Raw genomic sequence first — 23040 nt, 5'->3', positions numbered from 1 at the left:
ACCTATCAAGCGCTCTGCGCCAGGGCAAGCGCCTCATCGCCGTTTTCAATGCGCCGATCGCCGTGATATAAGCGCGCGTTGCCCAGGCCAATATATAACCGCTCGCCCCGCCCCGGCGCGTCATCGCCCTGCATCACCACCGACAGCGGCGCGTTGTACCACCCCAGCGGCTGCACGACTAATTGGGTGTAATGTCCCTTCGGGCTGGCCTCCAGCACCTGTACCGGCAGCGGCGAATCGAGGCTGGTGCGACGGCTGACGTCCACTTCCCACGGGCGCAGGAACAGATCCACCGGCCCCTGGTAAGCGGGCGTATAGCCCAGCGGCCAGCGATGGGCACCAACGTGGAACTGTCCGCCGCGCACGGTGCCCTGCAGGCGGTTAACCTCGCCCATAAACTCCAGCACAAAGCGGGTTGCCGGCTCGCGCCAGACGCGGTCCGGCGCGTCGACCTGCTCAATATTACCCTGGCTCATCACCACCACGCGATCCGCCACCTCCGTTGCCTCTTCCTGATCGTGGGTAACGAATACGCTGGTAAACTTCAGCTCCTCGTGAAGCTGACGCAGCCAGCGGCGCAGCTCTTTACGCACCTGAGCGTCAAGGGCACCGAACGGCTCGTCGAGCAGCAGAATCTGCGGCTCCACCGCCAGGGCGCGCGCCAGGGCCACGCGCTGCTTCTGGCCGCCGGAGAGCTGCGCCGGAAAGCGATCCGCCAGGTGGGCCAGCTGCACCATCTCCAGCAGCTTCATCACCTTCGCTTTAATAGCTCCGGCCCGCGGACGCTCGCGCTTAGGCAGCACCGTCAGACCAAAGGCGATATTGTCAAACACCGTCATATGGCGAAACAGCGCGTAGTGCTGGAACACAAAGCCAACCTTGCGCTCCCGGGCGTGCAGGCGGCTGACGTCCACGCCGTGGAAGCGGATATGCCCGCTGGTCTGATGCTCCAGCCCGGCAATAATGCGCAGCAGCGTGGTTTTACCGGAGCCGGACGGCCCCAGCAGGGCCACCATCTGTCCCGAAGAAATATCCAGCGAAATATCGTTCAGTACCTGAGTGCGACCAAAAGACTTTTTAATGCAGGCAATCTCAATGCTCATGGTTTTCCTCCCGCTGCGCACGCTTTTGCTGATTCTCCAGCCGCCACTGCAACAGACTCTTTAAAAACAGGGTGATAATCGCCATCAGCGTCAGCAGCGCGGCGGCGGTAAAGGAGCCAACGGTATTATAGTCCTGCTCCAGAAGTTCAATCTGCAGCGGCAGCGACAGGGTTTCGCCGCGAATCGAACCGGAGACCACCGACACCGCGCCGAACTCGCCGATGGCGCGGGCATTGGTCAGCACCACGCCGTAAAGCAGCGCCCAGCGGATGTTAGGCAGCGTCACCCGGCGGAACATCTGCCAGCCGGAGGCACCGAGCAGAATCGCCGCCTCGTCCTCGTGGCTGCCCTGGCTCAGCATCACCGGCACCAGTTCGCGCACCACGAACGGGCAGGTGACAAAAATGGTCACCAGCGCCATCCCCGGCCAGGAGAACATAATCTGCAGATTGTGCGCGTCCAGCCAGTCGCCCAGCGGGCCGTTGGAGCCGTAAAACAGCAGGTAGACCAGACCCGCCACCACCGGCGAAACGGCGAAGGGAATGTCCAGCAGGGTCAGCAGCAGCTGGCGTCCCGGAAAGGTAAAGCGCGTCACCAGCCAGGCCAGCAGCACGCCGAAGACCAGGTTCACCGGCACCGCGATTAGCGCAATCAGCACCGTCAGCCAGATGGCGTGCAGCATGTCGGGATCGGCGAGGTTCTGCAGAACCGGCAGCACTCCCTTGCTGAAGGCCTGCACAAAAATAAAGACTGTCGGCACCAGCAGGATAAACGCCGATACCAGCATTCCGGTGCCGATAAGCACCCATTTTCCCCAGTTGATCCGGGGCGCATCAAAATGCGTCAACCGCGCTACGCTCGCCATTAATGACCTACCACCCGCCGCCCATAGCGGCTTTGCAGAGTGTTGATAGAAAACAGCAGCAGCAGCGACGCGGCGAGGATCACCGAAGCGATGGCGCTGGCGGCCGGATAGTCAAACTCCTGCAGACGAACAAAGATCATCAGCGAGGTGACCTCTGTCTTCCACGCGATGTTCCCGGCGATGAAAATAACCGCGCCAAACTCCCCCAGGCTGCGGGTAAACGAGAGCGCCACCCCGGCAATCAGCGCGGGAGCCAGCTCCGGCAGCACCACCCGACGAAAGCTTTGCAGCCGCGTGGCACCGAGAGTTTCCGCCGCCTCTTCATACTCCGGCCCCAGATCTTCCAGCACCGGCTGGACGGTGCGCACCACAAACGGGATGCTGGTGAACGCCATCGCCACCGCAATGCCCAGCCAGGTGTAGGTGACCTTAATATCGATCTTCGCCAGCCACTCACCGTAGAAGCCGTTAAGCGAAAACAGCGAGGCCAGGGTCAGGCCCGCCACCGCCGTTGGCAGGGCGAAGGGCAGGTCCATCAGCGCGTCCAGCAGCGTGCGGCCGGGAAAGCGATAGCGGGTTAAGATCCACGCCATCAGCAGGCCAAACGCCCCGTTAAACGCCGAGGCCACCAGCGCCGCAAGCAGCGTCACTTTGTACGCCGCCACCACCTGCGGATTAGAAATAACCTCCCAGTACTGCTCAAGGCTCATCCGGGAGAGCTGCATCACCAGCGCGCTCAGCGGCAGCAGCAGGATCAGGCAGATAAACAGCAGGCTGGTGCCAAGGCTCAGGGTAAAACCGGGCAGAACCCGTCTGGATGAGACCGCAAACATTTATTTGCGCCCCGCCGCCAGCAGCCTGTCGAACTCGCCACCGCTGGCAAAATGGGTTTTCATCACCTCCGGCCACGGACCGAACTGCTCCTCCACGCGGAACAGCGCGGTCTGCGGAAATTTATCCTGCAGCTTGTCCATCAGCTGCGGATTGTTCACCCGGTAATAAAAGTCGGTAATGATGGCCTGGGCCTGCGGGCCGTAAAGCCAGTTCAGATAGGCTTTCGCCGCTTTTTCCGTTCCGTTGGCCTGGACGTTTTTATCCACCCAGGCCACCGGGAACTCGGCAAGGATATTGGTTTTCGGAATAACGACCTCAAAGCCCTGATCTTCATACTGTTTGCGGATATTATTCACTTCCGATTCGAAGCTAATCAGCACGTCGCCCAGCCCGCGCTCGGCGAAAGTGGTGGTTGCGCCGCGGCCGCCGGTATCGAACACTTCAACGTTCTTCAGAAACTGCGTCATGAAGCGCCCGGTTTTGGCTTTATCGCCGCCGTCAGCCTTGTCCGCCGCGCCCCATGCGGCGAGGTAGGTGTAGCGGGCATTGCCTGAGGTTTTCGGGTTCGGGAAAATCAGTTTTACATCGGAACGCACTAAGTCATTCCAGTCGTGGATATTTTTCGGGTTGCCTTTACGGACCAGGAATCCCATCGTGGAGTAAAACGGCGAACTGTTGTTGGGCAGGCGGCTTTGCCAGTCGGCGGGAAGCAGCCTGCCCCTGTCGTGGAGGATCTGCACGTCGGTCACCTGGTTATAGGTCACCACGTCGGCCTTCAGCCCCTGCAGAATCGCCAGCGCCTGCTTCGACGAGCCGGCGTGAGACTGCTTAATCGTCAACCTGTCGCCGCCGTTGTCTTTCGCCCACTGCTGTTCAAAGGGCGGGTTAAGGGCGGCAAACAGCTCGCGGGAAACATCGTAGGAGCTGTTGAGCAGCGCCGTCGCCTGTGCCTGCCCGGTCAGCAGCAGGATCGCCAGCAGCGTCAGAGAACGTTTTTTCAGGAAGTTAACGGCCATTGCGCACCCTTATAAATTTGATGACTTTCTTATAGCCATAGTATTTATAACCGGTGCAAAACAAGTAACGGTTTTATATATCGTTTGCTGATTTGAAAGTCGAAAAGAGAATAAGCGCCTGGCGAAGCTTTACTCCGCGCTCGTCGCACCCGCTGGCCGCGGGTTCAGGGATGGCGGGTTGTACGCTTCTGGAATAATGAGTTTGAGCATCATGAGGAGGCGGTGATGGAGAAAATACTTGCCCCTCACCCCGGCCCTCTTCCTGTGTACAGTCCGGGGAGAGGGCCAGGGCGAGGGAAGTCACTCACAGCGCCAGCAGCCGATCCAGCGACGGGGCAAAGTAGTAGCCGCCGGTCACCGGCCGGGTGAAGCGCAGCATAGCGTCTCGCTTGCCGTCGGCGTCGCCGAACATGCTCAGCAGCTGCTGCTCGATGTTGTACAGGCGCGCGCAGTAGGCGCAAAAATAGAGGCCGTGAGTGCCGCTGGCGGTGCCGTACGGCAGGCTCTGGCGCACGATCTTCAGCCCCTTACCCTCCTCTTTCAGATCGACCCGGGTCAGGTGCGAAGTCGCCGGACGCGCATCGCCGTCGATCTCTTCATTAGCCGCTTTAGTACGGCCAATCATCATCTCCTGATCGTGGATGCTCATCCGGTCGAGCTGCTGCAGGTTGTGCTCCCAGCGCTGAACCAGCACGTAGCTGCCGCCCGCGTCGACGCCGTCGTTAATCACCGCCACGCTGCGGCGGGTCTCCTCCCCTGCCGGGTTTTCCGTGCCGTCAACGAAGCCGCTAAGGTCGCGATCTTCCACCCAGCGGAAGCCGTGCACTTCCGATTTCACCTCAATGCAGTCGCCAAAGGCCTCCATTGCCGCCCGGGCGATGGAGAAGTTGACGTCGTGGCGCAGAGAGAGAATATGGATCAGCACGTCGTGCTGGGTAGCCGGTGCCAGACCGTTGCCGTAGCCGGGATACGCCTTCAGCTCGTCTGCGCCGGTCCCGCCGCTGAGGGCGTGCCAGACGCGGTGGCCGAACGCCACCACCGCCCCGGACTGAGCCTCAGGAAATGCCGCGTCGAAGGTCGCCAGCTTATCGACAAAAATTTTACTGGCCGCGCGCAGGGCGTCGATATCCCCTTTCACGCTGGCTTCAATCCAAATCGCCGCCCGGCAATGTTCCGGCAAAATGCCGCTCTGAACCTGAGACATTGTTCCTCCTGAAAATGAAAATGCCACGGCTTGTGGCATTGATGGCGCTATTGTAGCGATCTTTTCAGCGAGGCGGCTTGTCCGGGCGCAAATTAACGACGCCAGACAATTTTGCTAATCGTCCACAATCTCAGGGCGTCATCGGAGGGCATCAGCCCCTCCGGACCGCGCCACTGGCCGGTAAACAGATAGCTGACGTGCTGACTTCCCTCGGCCCGACACTCCACCGCGCCGCGATCGTCGCCGGTGGCCGGCTGGCAGTTGCCGAAGGCTTTACTGTAGAGATCGCCGAAGGGCGTGCCGATGGCTCCCCCCGCCCCGGCTTCAATATCCTTGTCAAGCACGTCGATGCGGCTGATGGCCTCTTCGTCGCCGTGGATCACCATCGCCACGTTGTCATCCTTCATCGCCTCAAAAAAGCGCACCACGGTGCCGTTAGCGGTTTTCATGCCGCCGCGCAGGCGATAGTCACCGTCCAGCGCATCGGCAATGGCCTGCTCTTCCAGCGGCGTGTCGGCGGTGAGCTCTCCGACGCCCTGCTCCGTCACCTCCGTCGAGGAGCCAAACCAGTTCCACGGATTGGCGGCGGACCAGTTGACAGACGAGAGCGTTGAGCAGCCGCTCAGCACCAGCGGCATTACGCATAAAGTCAAACGCAGCGATTTCATCACACATCCTTCTTAATTAATAAACGTTGCTTTGAGTGCGGCGTCGCTAAAAAGTGCCGTTACTCCTTTTGCGGAATAAAGCAGGCGCGCAGCCGCCGGTTGGTCAGCAGCCAGAACAGCGCAACGCAGTCGGCCACTACCAGCGCCAGGCCCGCGCCGTTGACCGGATCGCCGGTCAGCCACAGCGTCGGCTGCCAGCAGAGCAGCGCCAGCTGCGCCAGAACCAGCAGTGGCCACAGGGCGCGCCACGCGCCGGGCCAGCCGGCGCGCCTGCCGCTGAGCAAAAAGGCCAGCACCGCCGGCAGGCCGGGGAGCAGCCCCAGCCAGAAATTCTCGCTGTCGGGATAAAACAGGTTCAGCAGCGCGCTTCCCTGCTCGCGGGAAGCGCCTGCGATGACAAACAGCACCCAGGTGCGCGCCTGCAGCAGCAGGACGCCCCAGAACAGCAAGGGCAGGCGCAGCCTGCCGTGGCCGTCATAATCGGCGGGGTGAAAGTCAATACTCTTCATCTTCGATCAGACGTTTCCCCAGGCTCAGCGCGTCCGAATGCTCATAGCCCAGGCGCTCATACATGCCGAGCACCATCTCGTTATCTTCCGGCACTTTAATCTGGATGGTCGGGCAGCCGCGGGCAATGAGCTTTTTCTCCAGCCGGTTAAGCAGGGCGTTGGCGATCCCGCGGCCGCGATACTCAGGGTGTACGCCAAGGTAGTATGCCGAACCACGGTGGCCGTCATAGCCGCCCATCACCGTGCCAACCACTTCGCCGTTGACCTCGGCGACGAGAAACAGGCTGACGTCATGGTGCATTTTACGTTCAATATCCATTTCCGGATCGTTCCATGGACGCAGCAGATCGCAGCGCTCCCAGAGGGTGATCACCTCTTCGAAATCTTCCTGACGAAAAACACGTATTTCCATGGCACTGGCTACCTTCTGGCGGGTAAAAACCCTGATTATGGCGTGAACCGCCGCGTTAGCCAATATCTGACGCGAAACGGCGAAAAAAGTGGCATAATGGCGGGCTGACGCTTATTGAAATGAAAAGTATCCCCTAAATAATTCGAGTTGCATGACAAAACGCAGCGCGTTTTGAACAGCCGTAGCGCTGGCCCCGAAGGGGTGAGGCCGCGGGCCGAATCACGCGGCAAGTGAGCGACAAATTCGTCAGGAACGAATTTGAACGGCTACAGGCCGCCTTCGGTGAGGGACAAGGATGTCCCTCATTCATTCCCGGGAGCATAGTAAACTATGTGACCGGGGTGAGCATCAAATCTGTCGGGAGCAGATTTGAACGCCGCGCAGCGGCGGCCCGTCAGGGCGAGTCTCATGGATGAGACGAGTAACCCGTAGCCAACGCGCATGCAGCTTGAAGTATGACGGGGGTAAAACAATTATTACCCACCGCAGTCGTAACGGATGACGCGATACGATATAACATCTGGAACTTAGTATTTACAACTCAGGCCGTATGAGCACTTTTAAACCGCTAAAAACTCTCACTTCGCGCCGCCAGGTGCTGAAAGCCGGGCTGGCCGCCCTGACGCTGTCGGGCCTCCCCCACGCCGCCGCGAAGCAGGAAGCGCTGAAGACCCGCAGCGGGCACAGCGCGAAAACCCCAAAAAAGTCGGCTAAGCGTGTCGTGGTACTCGATCCCGGCCACGGCGGCATCGACACCGGAGCCATCGGCCCCGGCGGCGCGAAAGAAAAACACGTCGTGCTGGCGATCGCCAAAAACGTGCGGACCATCCTGCGCAGCCAGGGCATTGACGCGCGCCTGACGCGCTCCGGCGATACCTTTATTCCGCTCTATGACCGCGTCGAAATCGCCCACAAGCACGGCGCGGATCTGTTTATGTCCATTCACGCCGACGGCTTTACCAACCCCGGCGCGGCGGGTGCTTCGGTGTTTGCTCTCTCCAACCGCGGGGCCAGCAGCGCCATGGCAAAGTACCTCTCCGAGCGCGAAAACCGCGCCGACGAGGTGGCGGGAAAAAAGATCACCGATAAAGACCACCTGCTCCAGCAGGTGCTGTTCGATCTGGTACAGACCGACACCATTAAGAACAGCCTGACGCTGGGCTCACATATTCTGAAGAAAATTAAGCCGGTGCACCGTCTGCACAGCCGGACCACGGAACAGGCGGCCTTTGTGGTGCTGAAATCGCCGTCGATCCCCTCGGTGCTGGTAGAGACGTCCTTTATCACCAACCCCGAAGAGGAGCGGCTGCTGGGCAGCACGGCGTTCCGCCAGAAAATCGCTACCGCCATCGCCAACGGCGTGGTCAGCTATTTCCACTGGTTTGATAACCAGAAGGCCCACGCGAGGAAGCGCTCATGACAACGCCTGACGCCCGTCGCGTAAAAGCGTATCTGCTCGGCCTGCAGGAGGCCCTCTGCCAGCAGCTTTCCGCCGTGGACGGCGCGACCTTTGTCGAGGAGAGCTGGCGGCGCGAGGCGGGCGGCGGCGGACGCAGCCGGATCCTGCGCGGCGCGGTGTTTGAACAGGCGGGGGTAAACTTTTCCCATGTTCACGGCGAGGCGCTGCCCGCCTCCGCTACCGCCCACCGTCCTGAGCTGGCGGGCCGCAGCTTTGAGGCGATGGGCGTGTCGCTGGTGGTGCATCCGCAAAATCCCTACGTTCCCACCAGCCACGCCAACGTGCGCTTTTTCATCGCCGAAAAGCCGGGGGCCGGGGCGGTCTGGTGGTTCGGCGGCGGCTTTGATTTAACGCCCAGCTACGGCTTTGCGGAGGATGCCGTTCACTGGCACCGCACCGCGCGCGATCTCTGCCAGCCGTTTGGCGAAGACCTTTACCCGCGCTATAAAAAGTGGTGCGACGACTACTTTTTCCTCCGGCATCGCAACGAGCAGCGCGGCATCGGCGGGCTGTTTTTCGACGATCTGAATACCCCGGACTTCGACCGCTGCTTTGCCTTTATGCAGGCGACAGGCAACGGCTTTACCGATGCATATCTGCCCATCGTCGAACGGCGCAAAGAGATGGCCTGGGGCGAGCGGGAGCGCGCTTTTCAGCTCTATCGCCGGGGCCGCTACGTGGAGTTCAACCTGGTGTGGGATCGCGGCACCCTGTTCGGCCTGCAAAGCGGCGGCCGCACCGAGTCGATTCTGATGTCGATGCCGCCGCTGGCGCGCTGGGAATATGACTATCAGCCGGAAGCGGGCAGCCCGGAGGCGGCGCTGAGCGATTTTCTGCGCCCGCGCGACTGGGTATAAACGCGCCGTCCCCCGCCCCCTACATCCAGCGGCGCAGCCGCTGATGCAGCGTCACCGAAGGCTTCTCAGCGAACAGCTGCTGATAGTCGGTGGCGAACTGCCCGAGATGCCAGAATCCCCACTGCATGGCGGCCTCTTTTACCGTTGCGCTTCGTGACCACGGGCTTATCAGCTCCCGGCGCACCGCGTTAAGGCGAATGCGCTTCAGCCACGCATTCGGGCCAATTCCCAGAATGGCGTGCCAGGCATTCTGCAGCGTGCGGCGGCTGACGTGCAGCTGGTTGCAGAGATCGAGCACCGTCAGCGGCTCCGTCATATTCTCCAGCACATACTCCCTGGCGCGCGTCAGTAGCCTGCGGTATCCCTGATGGCTGATGCTCTCGGCGGTGTTGATCGGCTGCGCCTCTTCCAGCATCGCGCCCATCGCCAGCAGCAGATTATCCCCCAGCACCTTGCGCACCGCCACCTGCTGCAGGCGATCCGGATTCTCGCTGAAGGTCGCCAGCGCCTGCTGGACGAAACCCCACAGCGCCGCCTTGTGCTGCGCCGGAACCTCCAGCGCCGACTGGCTGCGCAGCATATGCAGCACCCGCTCCGGATGGTGCAGAAACGCGGCATGGCGGGAGATAACCTCCTCAGAGATCACCACCCCAAGAATGGTGTAGTCATCCGGCGTATTCAGCTCAAACTCCGTTCCGCCGGGGCGGGTGGCGATCTCGGCGCTGCCGAGGCACTGGGAGCCGATAAACCCCTGTTCGCCGCGCGCCGCCGGAATACCGAACCAGAAGGAGTTCGGCCACACCAGGCAGGACTGGCGCAGCGCCAGGCCGGTGTATTCCCGGAACACCTGGATCTCGTCGAGCAGAATTTCCGTGAACTCGCCGTGAAATTTTCCCGGATGCAGCTGATCGTAAATCTGCTGCCAGGCGGTGATGGTCAGGGCGTGCTCATAGACATCCGTGGTCTGCCGCTGATGCACATTATCCACTTCGACCAGCGGCGTAAGCTTAACGTCTTCGGGCAATGCTTCATGATAAAGATGGTGCAAGTTGGCTGTACGGGTCTTTTTCATGATCTTTTTCGCCGGGAGCGGCAGACGATGCCATCAGGCAAACGCACAAATCATTGCCTGACGGACCGCCCGTTCGCGCCCCGACGCCTCCGACTGGTTAATGTTTTAAGCGGTAGCGACTGCTGCGTTTCCGCAATGCTCCGTCAGAAAAGAGCTGTTCCAGAATCGTTCGGGCTTTATCAAGCGACCAGCCAAAGTGCGCGGCCACCTCCCCCGCCGTCATGCCCTGACGCACCGACGCCAGCAGCGTCAGCAGCGCCGCGCTGGATTCAGGGGCAGCAACCTCCGGCGGCTTTCCGGGCGGCTTTCCGGGCGGCGCAGGCGCGCGCTTAAAGCCGCCGATCAGCCATTGGGTATCCACTTCCGGACGGCCGATTTCCCTACGGCTGATGACCTGCCCCGTACGCCGGGCCGCGGCGCTTCCGGCGTCCAGCGCCGCACGACACGCCGCCAGATCGCCCTCCACCACCAGCGTCAGCCTGCCGGGATCGAGCACCTCATGGCTGAGCAGGCGCACGTTGGCGGCCTTCAGCATGGCGTCCGCCGCGTCAACGGCGGCGACCATACCGTCCACTTCCAGTAGTCCCAGTGCGTTGATCATCGCCACCTCCGTTACGCCCGCTGGACCGGGCTGCGGGCGATATCCAGCACCGCCCCGGTAAAGGCGGTGCAGGCGGCCTTACAGGCGGCCTGGCTGCCGGTCAGGAACGCCGCCGCATAGTTGGTTTCCGACGGCGGCGGCACCCAGACGGCCAGTTGGACGTCGGCGGACTTCATCGCCGCGTCGATGCCAAACGTCGCCTCCAGCGGCGGAGCCACCAGATAGGCAAGCGGATCGCCAGGCGTACAGCCGGCGGAGGCCGAAAGGTACGATCCGCTGCGCGAAACCACGTGCGCCAGAAACGCCGTATCCTGCGCGTCATTGGCCCACTGGAAGGCCGCCCCGCTCTCAATATGCGCCACCATGGCGTCCAGTCCGGCGCGCACTTCCGCCGGGTTCGGTCCGCCCAGCATAATCATCACCTCTCCGGCGGTGGGCGACGGTCCGTGGGCCGCCCCGGCGTACAGCGAGCGGCCGAACACCACCTCCACCATCGCCTGTTTGGTCGCCTCGTCGGCGGCGATATAGGCCACGTCATCGGAATCCACCGTAATCAGGCCGAGGCTACGAATATGCGGCGGCAGCTTAAGCTCCCGCGCAAATCCGTCATTCACGGAGGCAATTACGCGCATGGCGCAGACCGAGGGTCGAATCAAATCTAGTGCTGGCATGTTGCCTCCTTAACGGGTCATATTGATGCCGGACGCCTTCTGCTCCAGCATACGTTTGGCCAGATCCACGATAACCGCCGCGGCCTCCACCGGCGGCGTACCGCCCTGGTGGATGTTGGAGATACAGGTGCGGTCCGCCTCGACGGTGGTGGCCACCTGCGGCGAGTAGACGGCGTAGCAGGAGAGGCTCTCCGACTGCCCCAGCCCCGGACGTTCGCCCACCAGCAGGATAACCACCTTCGCGCCGAGAATTTCGCCAATCTGATCCTCAATCTTCACCCGGCCGTAGCGGACGAAGAACGGCGTGCCCACCTTCAGCCCGGCCTGCTTCAGCCCGGCGAGCAGCGGCGGCAGGATCTCCTCATAGTTGGCGGTAATCGCATCGGTAGAGAGGCCGTCGGAGACCACCACCTGCACGTCCGGGTTCATGACGCAGTGGGCCTTCAGCGTCTCAACCCCCTCCTGGCTCAGGCGGCGGCCCAAATCCGGCCGCGTCAGATAGCGGTTTTTGTCACCGATCTCCGAGCGCACCTCCAGCAGCCCCTGGGCCTGCACCCACGCCTCCGGCACCTCTTTGAGCACCGTGTCCTTCGAGCGGGAGTGGTCGGCGAGAAAGCGCAGCAGCGCCTGGGTGCGCGGGCGCGGCCCGGCCCGGCCGGTGCAGACGCGGGCCGCGGTGCTGCGCCGCAGCTCGGTCAGCACTTCGGCCCGATGCGGATGCTCCACGCCAATCCACGCCTTCGCCTCCGCCGAGCCTAAATCCAGCGCGCAGCTTTCGGCCGGGGTGACGGCGGCGGCGGAATGCGCTCCGTCACCGGGCTGCGCCGACGACGCGGCGGGCTGCGGCGCTTCCTGCCCCATTGACGCCATCACGCTGCGCACAATTTCTTCAATCTGTTTTTGATCCATCGTCTTATCTCCGCGTCATCAGAAGAACAGTGACGGATCGCCCGCCCGCTTGGTCAGGCGACCGTTTGCCATAATGCCCATCGTCTCCAGCCAGCGCTCAAACTCCGGCGACGGGCGCAGGTTCAGCAGCTGACGCACGGTGGCGGTATCGTGGAAGGCGGTGGTCTGATAGTTGAGCATGATGTCGTCGCCGAGCGGCATGCCCATGATGTAGTTGCAGCCGGCGGTGGCGAGCAGAATCATCAGGTTTTCGTTGAGGTTCTGGTCGGCGTCGGCGTGGTTGGTGTAGCAGCAGTCGCAGCCCATCGAAATGCCGCTCAGCTTGCCCATAAAGTGATCTTCTAAGCCCGCGCGAATGATCTGCCGGTCGTTGTAGAGATACTCCGGCCCGATAAAGCCCACCACCGTATTAACGAGGAACGGATCGTAGTGCCGCGCCAGGCCGTAGTTGCGCGCCTCCATCGTCACCTGATCGGCACCGAAGTGGGCGTCCGCCGACAGCGCCGAGCCCTGGCCGGTTTCAAAATAGAGGCAGTTCTCCCCGGCGATGCGGTTAAATTCCGCGCCGACGGCGCGCGCTTCATCGAGCATCGCCAGCTCGACGCCGAACTCCTTTAAGCCCTTTTCGCTGCCGCAGATGCTCTGGAAGATAAGCCCCCCCGGCGCGCCGCGACGAATGGCCTCGATCTGGGTGGTCACATGCGCCAACACGCAGCCCTGGGTGGGGATGTTAAACTTGTCGATCACCCCGTAGACGGTGTCCAGCACCCGACTCAGGTTTTCCACGTCGTCGGTCACCGGGTTAACGCCGATCACCGCGTCCCCCGCGCCAAACGACAGCCCTTCGTAGATCTGCGCGGCGATGCTCTGCACGTCGTCACGGGTATCGTTCGGCTGCAGGCGGCAGCTGAAGGTACCCGGCAGGCCGATGGTGGTGTTGGCTTTCTTAATCACCGGCATCTTCTTGCCGCCGTAGATCAGATCGGCGTTGGAGCAGATCTTCGCCACCGCCGCCACCACTTCCGAGGTCAGCCCTTTGCGGGTGAAGGCGATGTCGTCAACGGAGGTTTCATCGCTCAGTATGTACTCGCGCAGGTCGCTGATGGTCCAGTTCTTGATCCGGTTATAGGCGGTTTCGTTGACGTCGTCCTGAATCAGGCGCGTCACGCAATCCTCCTCATAGGGGATCACCGGGTTATTGCGAATATCGGCCACCGTCATGTCGGAGAGTACCTGTTTCGCCGCCACCCGCTCCTGGGAGCTTTGCGCCGCCACGCCCGCCAGCACATCCCCCGAACGCAATTCGTTGGCCTTCGCCAGCACCTCTTTAACATCCTTAAATTGATAAACATTGCCGAACAATGTGGTTTTTAGCTTCATAAGTCGTTCCCTCAGGAAGGAAATGCGAGTGATTTCACCGTTACCGGCACAACCGAACCGCCAAAAAGAGGCGTACCAATGTCGATATAGTCCCCCGCATGGACGGTAACCTCGTCAATAACCGCCAGCGGGCGTTGCGGCAGCCGGGGGCGCAGCAGCATCCCCAGAGCCTTGCCAAAGTCCTGCCCGGCCACCAGCAGCAGGGGGTGAGGGCCAGGAAAGCGCGCCACAAAGGCCAGCAGCGCCTCGATAACCGTCAGCAGCGCGGCGTAGCGCGCCGGAAGCGAGGCGGGCAGCGCCAGCACATAGGCGTCGGCCTGCGGGTCCAGATCGAGCTGAATCAGCGCCTGCCGCCAGCCCTCCGCCAGGTTCTCGCTCTCCGCCGGGATCGCCACCGGCAGATTGCGCAGCGGCAGCGCCACATCCGTAAGAAAGATGGTGCTGCCGGAAAGCGACAGGGTATGCGCTCCGGCACCAATCACCGTGGCGCGCACGGTCTGCGCCGGAAACTGCACGTTCATCTCCCGCAGCCGCGGATGTTCGTGCAGCGCCGTCGCCAGCAGCGGCCCGACGTCGGAAAAGCAGAACGGGTCCGCAGGCTGGTGGCGGTAGCACTCGCCGACGCCGCCGGAAAGGGTGATGGCGTCGGGGGGCGCTCCCGCCGGCAGCGGCGCGGTCTGCAGCAGGGTTTGCGCCAGCGGAGAGAGCGCCCCGTCAATCACCTCAACGATCAGCCCCGCCATCCGACGCGCCACCTGCGCCAGCTGCCCGGCGCTCAGCGCCCGGGCGCAGGTGCCGGGGCCAAACACCTCATCGACGATCGTCTGGCCCGGCGGATGCGCATAAACCACCCGCCCCTGGCCGTCGGTCTCCAGCAGCCGCCCGCCGACGTTCAGGCAGGCGGTGCCGCCGATCTTTCCGGCCTCAAACAGGGCGTAGTTGGCGGTGCCGCCGCCGATGTCGATATTGAGCACCCGGCACATCCGCCGGGCCGAGAGGGCCTGCGCCCCCGCGCCCTGGCCGGCGATGATCGACTCCAGGTGCGGCCCGGCGCTGGCCACCACAAAATCACCCAGCGACTGTGAGAGCGCCAGCACCGCCGGCCGGGCGTTGCGGGTCTTCGCGCTTTCGCCGGTGATGATGATCGCCCCGGAGTCCACCGCTTCCGGGGCCACGCCCGCGGCCTGATACTGGGCCAGAATCAGCGCCCTCAGCTCCGCCTCCCTCAGCCCTCCCTCTCTGTCGACGGGGGTGAAGAAGACCGGGCTTTGCCAGCTGATTTCGCGTTTGACGAACTCATAGCGCGGCACCTGCGACACCGCCGCCCGGTTCACCAGCTCAAGGCGCGAGAAGATCACCTGGGTGGTGGTGGTGCCGATATCAATGCCGACGCTCAGCAGCCGCCGGGTGTTCACGGCCGCGCCTCCGCCTGCTCCGCCGCCGCCGTCGCCCGCTCGTCCTTCGGCACCAGCAGCATCGCCACGCCGATGGCCGTCACCCCGCCGATCAGCTTGCCGACGATCATCGGGAAAATCATGGCGTTCATGTTGGCGGCGGCGAAGCCCAGGTGGTCGCCCAGCGCAAAGGCGGCAGAGACGGCGAAGGCGCAGTTGATTACCTTGCCGCGGGTGTCCATCTGCTTCATCATGCCGAACATCGGGATGTTGTTGGCCAGGGTCGCCACCATGCCGCCCGCCGCCATGTTGTTGATTTTCAATAGCCCGCCGACGCGCATCAGCGGCTTCTCAAACCAGCGGGTCAGCAGCAGCACCATCGGATAAGCGCCCAGCAGGACGCAGGAGATCGAGCCGATCACCTCGATGGCGCGCATCACTTCGCCGGGCCGATCGCCAGGCGACATAAAGATCGGATCGAGTCCGGGGATCAGATCCCAGCCGAGCAGAAACTTGATCACCGCCGCCGCCAGACCGAGGGTGATCAGCGCCACGAGGAACTTAGCGAAGATCTGAAAGCCGCTAATCATCTTTTCCGGAATAAACTTCAGGCCCAGCGCCACCAGCACCGCGACGATAATCACCGGGATCATATTCATCAGGATCAGCGCGAAGGTGAACTCCACCGGCTGACCGTTAACCTCCACGCCGGAGTACATGGCCACCAGCCCGCCCGCGATGCAGCCGATCGGAATGGTGACGATACCCGCCAGCACGCCAAGCGCCAGGTAACGGCGGTCGGATGGCTCAATAATCCCCAGCGCAACCGGGATGGAAAAGACGAGTGTCGGCCCCATCATCGCCCCCAGAATCAGGCCGGAATAGAGCCACGCCGCCACGTCGCCTCCCGCCAGCTCTTTGGCGAGGAAGAAGCCGCCCATATCGCAGGCCAGCAGCGTTCCGGCGAACATCGACGGGTTGGCACCAAGCATTTCATACAGCGGGATAATCACCGGCCCGAGCAGCTTCGCCAGCACCGGTGCCAGGGCGGTCATGCCGACCATCGCCAGCCCCAGCGCCCCCATCGCCATAAATCCCTCTTCAAACTGGCCGCCGGCCCCCTCGATGCTCTTGCCAAAGCGGCCGAGGAAGCGCGCCGAACCGCCGAACTGCGCCAGGATCCTGTCCACGGCGGCGATCAGCATAAAGAACATCATGATGTACATGATGATTTCGTTAATTCCCATTGCGTTATCTCCGTTTGTCAGGCCCTGCCGGGCAGAACGCCTCCTTCCCGGAGGGCGGCGCGCGGCCCGGTAGCCTGGTTATGCCGCCGCGTAGAGTTCGATAATCTGCTCGCGGGTGGCGGTTCGGGGGTTGCCGCGCAGACAGATATCGTCCAGCGCCGCCTGCGCCCACTCCTCAAAGTGCTCGCGACGGGCACCGACGTCGGCCAGCCGCTTCGTCAGCCCGACGTCGGCAATCAGCCCGCTAACGGCCTCAATCGCGCCGCGGTCATCGCATTTCCTGTTGGTGAGCGCCCGCCCGAGATGGCAGAAGCGCTCGCGGCACACCAGCCGGTTAAAGCTCATCACCCCTGGCAGCAGGATGGCGTTGGCCTGGCCGTGCGGGATATGCAGCGCGGCACCCGGCGGATGGGCCATCGCGTGGCACAGCCCCAGCCCGGCGCTGGAAAAGGCCATTCCCGCCATGCAGGAGGCCAGCAGCATGCTCTCCCGCGCCGCCAGATCCTGGCCGTAGCCCACCGCCTTCGGCAGCGCCTGGCCGATGGTCGCTATCGCGCCAAGGGCGAGGCTGTCGGTAAACGGCGAAGCGCCAAGGGCGCTCCAGGCCTCCACCGCGTGGGTCAGGGCGTCGATCCCGGTCATCGCCGTCACCTGCGGCGGCACGCCCTCGGTCAGGGCGGCGTCGAGGATCGCCAGATCCGGCATCAGCAGGGGGTGTGCCAGCACCTGCTTGCGCCCGCTCGCAGCATCGATAATCACCGTCACGTTGGTGGTTTCGGAACCGGTTCCGGCGGTGGTCGGCACCGCCATCAGCGGCAGACGGGGGTGCAGAACGCTCCGTTCGGTCATGTCGGCCAGGGTCTGCTCGGGGTTGGTAGCCAGCAGCGCCACCGCCTTCGCCGCGTCGAGCACCGAGCCGCCGCCGAAGGCCAGCACGCCGTCGCACCCGGCCTCCCTGAGCTGCGCCACCGCCGTGCAGACGTCGGTGATGCACGGCTCCCCCGCCGGACACGGCCAGAGGGTCATCGCCACACCCTTCATCCCCAGACTGCGCGCCAGCCCGGCGGTCATGCCCGCCCGGTGCAGGAAGCCGTCAACCATCACAAACAGATGCGTTAAGCCCCGGATCCGCGCCTGCTGGCCGCAGGCACCGATCGCCCCGAGGCCGCACAGAATCACCGGCGGCACGCTGAAGGTTTTCACCCGCTGCAGGTTCAGGGTGTCAAACGCCTGGTACAGCGCGCTCTGCAGTTCAGCTTGCATAGATCCCCTCCGCTTTCTCTTTCCCACCGCAGGCGATTGCCAGCGGGGTCATAAACAGGCTGTGCTGCGGCAGATGCACCCGCAGTTGCGGGAAGCGCTTGCGAAACAGCTCGCCCACCCCAGGCTGCATACAGGCACCGCCCGCCAGCCACAGATCGGCGATCCCCTGCCCTTCAATGTGGCGGGCAACAATCTCCGCCATTTTTTCGTAGACCGGCTTCACTACCGGCCAGATCTCCCCGGCGTTGCTGCGCTTGTAGCGCTCCGCCTCTTCGAGGCTGATGCGTCGGTTGCCGGCCAGGGTCAGGGAGATGTGGTGCCCGCCGGTGGCCTCATCCGCCGAGTAGATCACCTCTCCCCGCCTGACGATGGCGATCCCGGTGGTGCCACCGCCGATATCCACCACCCCCGCGTTATCCAGCCGCAGCAGATCCGCCACCGCGGTCGGCTCATCCAGCACCTGGCTGACTTCCAGCCCGGCGGACTCCAGCACGTTGATGGAGATACGCGGGTCGGTGCCCGGCGGAAACGAGGTGGCCGCATGGCTGAAGCGGCGGCCCAGCCGCTGCTCAAGCGCATCAAGATGGTGGCGCACGAGGGTGACGGCACCGAAGAAATCCCAGACGATGCCGTCGCGCACCACGTCGGCCCAGTCGAGGCATACCGCCACCGGCTCGCCTTCGCCGTCCACCACCATCGACACCACGTCGCAGGTGCCCAGGTCAACGCCCAGCCACAGCGGCGAGTCGCTTTGCCCCGGCGGCTGGTTGCACAGCTCTGCGGCCTTTTGCAGCCTGGGGGCGAGCCAAAGTTGTTCGTCTTGCGCCATCTCTTTCTCCGTATAGCCCGTCCGCAGGCAGCCCGGACCCGGCCAGCGCGCAGGAGCCGAAGCGTACAGGCAGTACGCGAGGGGTATTCGCCGCGCGGCCCGGGGCCAAAATGCCAGATAACATACGGCTATTAAACGATGCGAAACGCATCCACCAGCACACAGCGACGCAGGCGCACAAAGGTGCGCGCGCTGGTCACCCCTTCCCCGGTCGGCGTGGTAATCGTCATGGTGGTCCAGCCCTCTCCGCCCAGCCCCAGCCCGGCGATGCACGGCCCGTTCTTGACGAAAATGCTGGTATCGATGGCATTGGCCATCCGGTTCATGTTGTCGATATTGCGCGAGTGCATCGCCGCCGTGTGGTGACAGCCGCCCTCCAGCCGCACCGCCAGCGCGATGGCCTCCTCGACGTTGGCCGCCCTGACCACCGGCAGCACCGGCATCATCAGCTCGGTGACCGCAAAGGGGTGGGTGGCGGGCGTTTCAACGAACAGCAGGCGCGTCTGCTCCGGCACGTTCAGGCCAATGGCCGCGGCGATTTTCGCGGCGTCGCGTCCCACCCAGTCGCGGCTGACGGTGCCTTTGCCGCGCTCGTCGATATTCTTCAGCAGCAGCGGCTGCAGCCGCTGCGCCTGCTCCTGAGTAAGCCTCACCGCCTGCTGGCTCTCCATCAGGCGCATCAGTTCGTCGGCAACGCCGTCGACGACGATCAGCACCTTTTCGTCGGCGCAGATAATGTTGTTATCGAAGGAGGCTCCCTGAACGATTGACCGGGCGGCGCGCGCCAGGTCGGCGGTTTCATCCACCACCACCGGCGGGTTGCCGGCACCGGCGGCGATCAGCCGCTTGTCGGTGTGCCTGCGGGCGGCGTCGACCACCGCCTCGCCGCCGGTCACCACCAGCAGGCCGATGCCCGGATACTTAAACAGCCGCTGGGCGGTCTCAATGTCGGGGTTCGCGACGGTCACCAGCAGGTTTTCCGGCCCGCCCGCCGCCACTATCGCCCGGTTGAGCAGCGTAATCGCCCGCTGCGACACCTTCTTCGCCGCCGGATGGGGGGCGAACACCACGCTGTTGCCCGCGGCGATCAGGCTGATGGCGTTGTTAATCACCGTCGCCGCCGGGTTGGTGGAGGGCGTTACCGACGCCACCACGCCCCAGGGCGCGTTCTCGATCAGCGTCAGGCCGTTATCGCCGGTCAGCACCTGCGGCGACAGGCACTCCACGCCCGGCGTGCCGCGCGCCTGGGCGACGTTCTTGGCGTATTTATCCGCCACCCGCCCCATCCCGGTTTCGCTAACCGCCAGCTCGGCTAACTCCCGGGCGTGCGCTTCACCCGCTTCGCGAATGGCCTGGATCGCAAGCTGGCGCATCGCCACGCTGCCCAGCGCCTGCCGGGCGACCTTTGCCGCCGCCACCGCGTCATCCAGGGAGGCAAAAACGCCCGCGTCATGAACGGCATCGTCCGGACGGCTGCCCTCCTTCATCTTCAGCAGCACCGCTTTTACCACCTGCTCAATATCCTGTTGATTCATGATTTTCTGCCCTATTTATGGAAGGTTACCTTGCCGCCGGTCACCACTTCGTCGACGATGCCGATCACGCACAGATCGACCGGCGATCCCTCATGACGGTGCGCCTGGCGGGCGGAGCTGCCGCTGACCAGCAGCACCCACTCGCCGGTGCCAGCGCCAATGCTGTCGATGGCCACGGCGCACTGCCCGTCGGGCTGCCCCCCGGCGTTAATCATTTCCACCATCAGCAGCTTGTCCTGCGCCAGCCCCTGATGGCGAACGGTACAAACAATCTGCCCCGTGACGACCGCCAGCTTCATTTCCGCCTCCGTGGGTAAGTTATGCCACCATCCCGCGGGCCGGTCAGGCCTGGTGCCCGCCGGCTCCGCAGGCCCTGCTTAGAGAGTGCCGTCGCCCTTCAGGCCGATGGGGAACACCTCTTCCAGATCGCCGTGCGGACGCGGGATCACGTGAACGGAAACCAGCTCGCCGATGCGCTGCGCCGCTGCGGCACCGGCGTCGGTTGCCGCCTTACAGGCCGCCACGTCGCCGCGCACCATGGCGGTGACCAGACCGCCGCCAATTTGCTTCACGCCGACCAGCTTGACGCGCGCGGCTTTTACCATGGCGTCGGAGGCCTCAATCAGCGCAACCAGGCCCCGGGTTTCAATCATTCCTAATGCTTCCATTGTGTTTTCCTCTCATTAAGGGGGTCCAGAACGGGACCGTTTATTCAACCCGCGTTTGCGCGCGGCTCTCACCGCTGGCGTCAGCCTGCCGCGATGCGGCGGCCGTCAGCGCCAGTTCGATAATTTCCTGTACGCTGCAGCCCCTTGAGAGGTCGTGCAGCGGTGCGGCCAGCCCCTGAATCAGCGGGCCGACGGCGCGATAGCCGCCCAGGCGCTGGGCGATTTTGTAGCCAATGTTGCCCGCCTCCAGCGACGGAAAGACCATCACGTTGGCGCGGCCGTGCAGGGGACTGTCCGGCGCTTTCTGGGCTGCCACCTCCGGCACGAAGGCGGCGTCAAACTGCAGCTCGCCGTCAACAACCAGCTGCGGCGCGCGCTCGCGCACCATCTCCGTCGCCTGCCGGACGTTGGCAACGCAGGGGTGGCGGGCGCTGCCGTAGCTGGAAAATGACAGCATCGCCACCCGCGGCTCCTCGCCGGTAATGGCCCGCCATGTCTCCGCGCTGGCGATGGCGATATCCGCCAGCTGCGCCGCCGTCGGCTGCGGCACCACGCTGCAGTCGGCAAACCCCAGCGGCCGTCCGACGTACTGCGGCAGCATCAGAAACAGCGAAGAGAGCGTTTTACAGCCCGGCCGCAGGCCAATCAGGCGCAGCCCGGCGCGCAGCACCTCCGCCGTGGGGGAGAGATTGCCGGCAATGCAGACGTCGGCCTGGCCGGCGTCAACCATAGCGGCGGCAAAGGTCAGCGGATCGCCAAGCTTCTCCAGCGCGTCCGGCGGCGTTTTCTCCCCCGCCCGCGCCAGCCAGCGGGCGGCAAAGGCTTCGCGCAGCGCCCGGCTACTGTGCGGATCGATAATCTGCACGCCGTCCAGCGGAAGGCGGTGGGCGAGCGCGAACTGGCGCAGGGCAAAGGGGCTGGCGACCAGCGCAGGCTGCGCCAGCCCCTGCTGCCGCAGGTAGTGGGCCGCCTTCAGCACGCGCTCGTCTAAGGCATCCGGAAACAGCACCCTGGCCGGCGCGCGCAGCGCCAGCTGGCGGCAGCGTTCAATCATCATGGTTCACCTCCCGCTGCTGCCGGAGCCGTTCAAGGTCCGGCAGCGGCTCTGCGACACAGAGAATCATCATCACGTAGAGGGCGCTGGAGAGCCGGTTCAGGGCCTGCAAAATATCCGGGCGCTGTACCTCAAAGCTGCGGCTGATAAATACCTGCGCGGCCACCGTCTCCGTTTCGCGCACCTTCGCGCGCAGCAGGTTGAGCAGCGCGACGTCGCGGCCGTGGCCCACCTCCGGCACCAGGTGATCGTGGCCGAGATAGTGCAGCGGCCGATGGGAAAACCGGTGCAGCTGCGCTTCGCTGAATCCGGCGATCGCCTGCGCCGCCAGCGGCTCGTCCAGCGCGTCGGCGCGCATGATGTTACCCAGCCGGGAGCGGATATCCGCCAGCCAGAGCTGCCACGGCTCCGCCAGCTCGATTTGCAGCCATACCGCCAGGGCGATAGCGGCGTCCAGCGCCGCGCGAAAGCCCAGCCGCGGATCGCTTTTGGCGACCATTTTTTCCGCCGTCAGGTGGGTCAGGGTATCGGGCTTTTTCGCCACCGGCTGGCGGCACAGCTCGCAGCACGCCTGCGGCTGCGCCTCGCTGCTGGTCAGGCCGTGCACCGGCCGCGGCTGCCGTTGCTCATCATCGACGAACAGGCGGCCCTGCGGATCGCGGTACTTGATGCGCACGCGACGCCCTTCCAGCAGCTCCCGGGCGGAGGGCGTCAGGCGCGCGTCGGCGGGAAGGTGGATCTCCGCCCCTTCGCTGAGCGTATGGTTCGCTCTGAGCCAGGCCTCGGTGATGAAATCATTCACAGGGATTGCCAGTTCGCAGGCCAGGCCACGTACAGAAAGCGTACGCGGGTCGGCGTGCCAAATTCGATGCTGGCACCTTTCGGGATAAACATGACGTCCCCGGCCTTCGCGATCAGCGTTTCCCCCTCATGGCGCACGTGCAGCTCGCCCTCCAGCACCATGTCAATCTCGTCATAGTTGAGCGTCCACGGGAAGAAGGCGTTTTCCCACTGCATAAAGCCGGCGGCCATGCTGCTGCCGTCCTGGTCGGTGACCAGATCGGTCAGCCCGACGCAGTGCGGCTGCGCGCCGTCGAAGCGCCCAAACTTCACGCTGCTGCCGTCAATGACCTTCACGCCGCCCCTGCCGGTTACCGAGGTAAAGCCCGGCTGCATCTCCTCCCCCTCCCGCGCCTGCTTTTCCTTCATCACTTTATCCATCAGCTGGGCGACCAGGCTTTCGGTAAACGCGCCTTCCGGCAGCTGTGCAATGATGGTTTCGCGGATGCGCTGGCTTTCGCTTTTGCCGGCCGGCTCAGGCGCGGCGGCCGGGGCGGATTCGTCATCTTCGTTGAGGGTAAATCCCAGCAGCTCCGCGACCTCGCGCGCCTCCGGGGTGATAATGCTGGCCCGCCGGACCAGCGACATCTCCTGCTCGCCGCGGGCGTGCGCCGCGCGAATATCGTTTGCTGTGATAAGTTTTTTCACCT

The 23040-nt window shown here is 63.8% G+C and carries 25 protein-coding genes and 1 pseudogene; 3 read left to right on the top strand and 23 right to left on the bottom strand.

The genetic code is table 11. The features are described 5' to 3' along the window. Positions 1 to 5 precede the first annotated feature (5 nt). The 4 genes from cysA to GJV78_RS06545 are packed head-to-tail and all read right to left on the bottom strand — an operon-like array spanning position 6 to position 3818. Positions 6 to 1103, bottom strand: coding sequence for a sulfate/thiosulfate ABC transporter ATP-binding protein CysA (gene cysA / locus GJV78_RS06560; RefSeq protein WP_155107570.1), 1098 nt, complete (start codon positions 1101 to 1103; stop codon positions 6 to 8). Beyond that, the gene (gene cysW / locus GJV78_RS06555) at positions 1093 to 1968 is read right to left on the bottom strand and encodes a sulfate/thiosulfate ABC transporter permease CysW (RefSeq protein ID WP_155107569.1); all 876 of its coding nucleotides are present in this window, start codon (positions 1966 to 1968) and stop codon (positions 1093 to 1095) included. The genes cysA and cysW overlap by 11 nt, the downstream gene beginning before the upstream one ends. Further along, entirely contained in the window at positions 1968 to 2801 is an 834-nt protein-coding gene (gene cysT / locus GJV78_RS06550; protein WP_155107568.1) for a sulfate/thiosulfate ABC transporter permease CysT, read from the bottom strand. Before cysT ends, cysW begins: the two co-directional genes overlap by 1 nt. Next, complete coding sequence (locus tag GJV78_RS06545) at positions 2802 to 3818, bottom strand: sulfate ABC transporter substrate-binding protein (protein ID WP_155107567.1); 1017 nt, start codon at positions 3816 to 3818, stop codon at positions 2802 to 2804. A gap of 150 nt (positions 3819 to 3968) precedes the next feature. Here GJV78_RS06545 and GJV78_RS06540 point away from each other — a divergent pair. Then, positions 3969 to 4187: pseudogene (locus GJV78_RS06540) on the top strand (DUF559 domain-containing protein); the annotation flags it as partial. Here the strand turns inward: GJV78_RS06540 and GJV78_RS06535 are convergent. The 4 genes from GJV78_RS06535 to GJV78_RS06520 all read right to left on the bottom strand — a co-directional run bounded on the left by GJV78_RS06535 (position 4123) and on the right by GJV78_RS06520 (position 6611). Further along, positions 4123 to 5022 (bottom strand): Dyp-type peroxidase, encoded by a 900-nt coding sequence (locus GJV78_RS06535; RefSeq protein WP_155107566.1) that lies wholly within the window; start codon positions 5020 to 5022, stop codon positions 4123 to 4125. The pseudogene GJV78_RS06540 and the gene GJV78_RS06535 sit on opposite strands and share 65 nt — an antisense overlap. A 92-nt stretch (positions 5023 to 5114) precedes the next feature. Beyond that, positions 5115 to 5690, bottom strand: a complete 576-nt coding sequence (locus GJV78_RS06530; protein WP_155107565.1) for an RpoE-regulated lipoprotein — start codon at positions 5688 to 5690, stop codon at positions 5115 to 5117. A gap of 59 nt (positions 5691 to 5749) precedes the next feature. Then, positions 5750 to 6199 (bottom strand): DUF2919 domain-containing protein, encoded by a 450-nt coding sequence (locus GJV78_RS06525; protein ID WP_155107564.1) that lies wholly within the window; start codon positions 6197 to 6199, stop codon positions 5750 to 5752. Next, entirely contained in the window at positions 6186 to 6611 is a 426-nt protein-coding gene (locus GJV78_RS06520) for a GNAT family acetyltransferase (protein WP_155107563.1), read from the bottom strand. The genes GJV78_RS06525 and GJV78_RS06520 overlap by 14 nt, the downstream gene beginning before the upstream one ends. Positions 6612 to 7161: 550 nt before the next feature. Between GJV78_RS06520 and amiA the strand changes: the two genes are divergently transcribed. After that, positions 7162 to 8031, top strand: a complete 870-nt coding sequence (gene amiA, locus GJV78_RS06515) for an N-acetylmuramoyl-L-alanine amidase AmiA (RefSeq protein WP_155107562.1) — start codon at positions 7162 to 7164, stop codon at positions 8029 to 8031. Further along, a complete protein-coding gene (gene hemF / locus GJV78_RS06510; protein WP_155107561.1) occupies positions 8028 to 8927 on the top strand; it encodes an oxygen-dependent coproporphyrinogen oxidase in 900 nt (299 codons plus the stop codon). Before amiA ends, hemF begins: the two co-directional genes overlap by 4 nt. Positions 8928 to 8946: 19 nt before the next feature. On the opposite strand, the gene eutR is transcribed toward hemF, so the two are convergent. The 15 genes from eutR to eutQ form a co-directional block, all read right to left on the bottom strand. Next, positions 8947 to 9999 carry an HTH-type transcriptional regulator EutR gene (gene eutR, locus GJV78_RS06505; RefSeq protein WP_155107560.1) on the bottom strand — a complete coding sequence of 351 codons (1053 nt, stop codon included), beginning with the start codon at positions 9997 to 9999 and terminating at the stop codon, positions 8947 to 8949. A 97-nt stretch (positions 10000 to 10096) separates the two neighbouring features. Further along, on the bottom strand, positions 10097 to 10600 hold the full coding sequence (gene eutK / locus GJV78_RS06500) for an ethanolamine utilization microcompartment protein EutK (protein ID WP_155107559.1): 504 nt from the start codon (positions 10598 to 10600) through the stop codon (positions 10097 to 10099). Between the two features lie 11 nt (positions 10601 to 10611). Beyond that, the gene (eutL, locus tag GJV78_RS06495) at positions 10612 to 11271 is read right to left on the bottom strand and encodes an ethanolamine utilization microcompartment protein EutL (protein ID WP_155107558.1); all 660 of its coding nucleotides are present in this window, start codon (positions 11269 to 11271) and stop codon (positions 10612 to 10614) included. Between the two features lie 9 nt (positions 11272 to 11280). Then, entirely contained in the window at positions 11281 to 12180 is a 900-nt protein-coding gene (gene eutC, locus GJV78_RS06490; protein ID WP_155107557.1) for an ethanolamine ammonia-lyase subunit EutC, read from the bottom strand. 18 nt (positions 12181 to 12198) lie between these two features. Next, on the bottom strand, positions 12199 to 13560 hold the full coding sequence (eutB, locus tag GJV78_RS06485) for an ethanolamine ammonia-lyase subunit alpha (protein WP_155107556.1): 1362 nt from the start codon (positions 13558 to 13560) through the stop codon (positions 12199 to 12201). An 11-nt stretch (positions 13561 to 13571) separates the two neighbouring features. Beyond that, entirely contained in the window at positions 13572 to 14975 is a 1404-nt protein-coding gene (gene eutA / locus GJV78_RS06480; RefSeq protein ID WP_167519409.1) for an ethanolamine ammonia-lyase reactivating factor EutA, read from the bottom strand. Next, on the bottom strand, positions 14972 to 16201 hold the full coding sequence (gene eutH, locus GJV78_RS06475; protein WP_155107555.1) for an ethanolamine utilization protein EutH: 1230 nt from the start codon (positions 16199 to 16201) through the stop codon (positions 14972 to 14974). Before eutH ends, eutA begins: the two co-directional genes overlap by 4 nt. A 78-nt stretch (positions 16202 to 16279) precedes the next feature. Next, positions 16280 to 17464: an ethanolamine utilization ethanol dehydrogenase EutG gene (gene eutG / locus GJV78_RS06470; protein ID WP_155107554.1), complete on the bottom strand. Its 1185-nt coding sequence runs from the start codon at positions 17462 to 17464 to the stop codon at positions 16280 to 16282. Beyond that, entirely contained in the window at positions 17454 to 18293 is an 840-nt protein-coding gene (eutJ, locus tag GJV78_RS06465; RefSeq protein ID WP_155107553.1) for an ethanolamine utilization protein EutJ, read from the bottom strand. The genes eutG and eutJ overlap by 11 nt, the downstream gene beginning before the upstream one ends. A gap of 131 nt (positions 18294 to 18424) precedes the next feature. After that, positions 18425 to 19828 (bottom strand): aldehyde dehydrogenase family protein, encoded by a 1404-nt coding sequence (locus tag GJV78_RS06460; protein ID WP_155107552.1) that lies wholly within the window; start codon positions 19826 to 19828, stop codon positions 18425 to 18427. An 11-nt stretch (positions 19829 to 19839) separates the two neighbouring features. Continuing rightward, positions 19840 to 20127, bottom strand: a complete 288-nt coding sequence (gene eutN, locus GJV78_RS06455) for an ethanolamine utilization microcompartment protein EutN (protein WP_155107551.1) — start codon at positions 20125 to 20127, stop codon at positions 19840 to 19842. 78 nt (positions 20128 to 20205) lie between these two features. After that, positions 20206 to 20496, bottom strand: coding sequence for an ethanolamine utilization microcompartment protein EutM (gene eutM / locus GJV78_RS06450; RefSeq protein WP_155107550.1), 291 nt, complete (start codon positions 20494 to 20496; stop codon positions 20206 to 20208). Between the two features lie 40 nt (positions 20497 to 20536). Further along, positions 20537 to 21553: a phosphate acetyltransferase gene (gene pta, locus GJV78_RS06445; RefSeq protein WP_155107549.1), complete on the bottom strand. Its 1017-nt coding sequence runs from the start codon at positions 21551 to 21553 to the stop codon at positions 20537 to 20539. Beyond that, positions 21543 to 22352: an ethanolamine utilization cob(I)yrinic acid a,c-diamide adenosyltransferase EutT gene (gene eutT / locus GJV78_RS06440; RefSeq protein ID WP_167519408.1), complete on the bottom strand. Its 810-nt coding sequence runs from the start codon at positions 22350 to 22352 to the stop codon at positions 21543 to 21545. Before eutT ends, pta begins: the two co-directional genes overlap by 11 nt. Beyond that, entirely contained in the window at positions 22349 to 23038 is a 690-nt protein-coding gene (eutQ, locus tag GJV78_RS06435; protein WP_167519407.1) for an ethanolamine utilization acetate kinase EutQ, read from the bottom strand. The genes eutT and eutQ overlap by 4 nt, the downstream gene beginning before the upstream one ends. Positions 23039 to 23040: the final 2 nt, after the last annotated feature.

It is taken from the genome of Intestinirhabdus alba (assembly GCF_009711095.1).
Lineage (GTDB): Bacteria > Pseudomonadota > Gammaproteobacteria > Enterobacterales > Enterobacteriaceae > Intestinirhabdus > Intestinirhabdus alba.
Note: the sequence above shows the minus strand (reverse complement) of the source record. Positions and strands in the feature narration are given on the sequence as shown.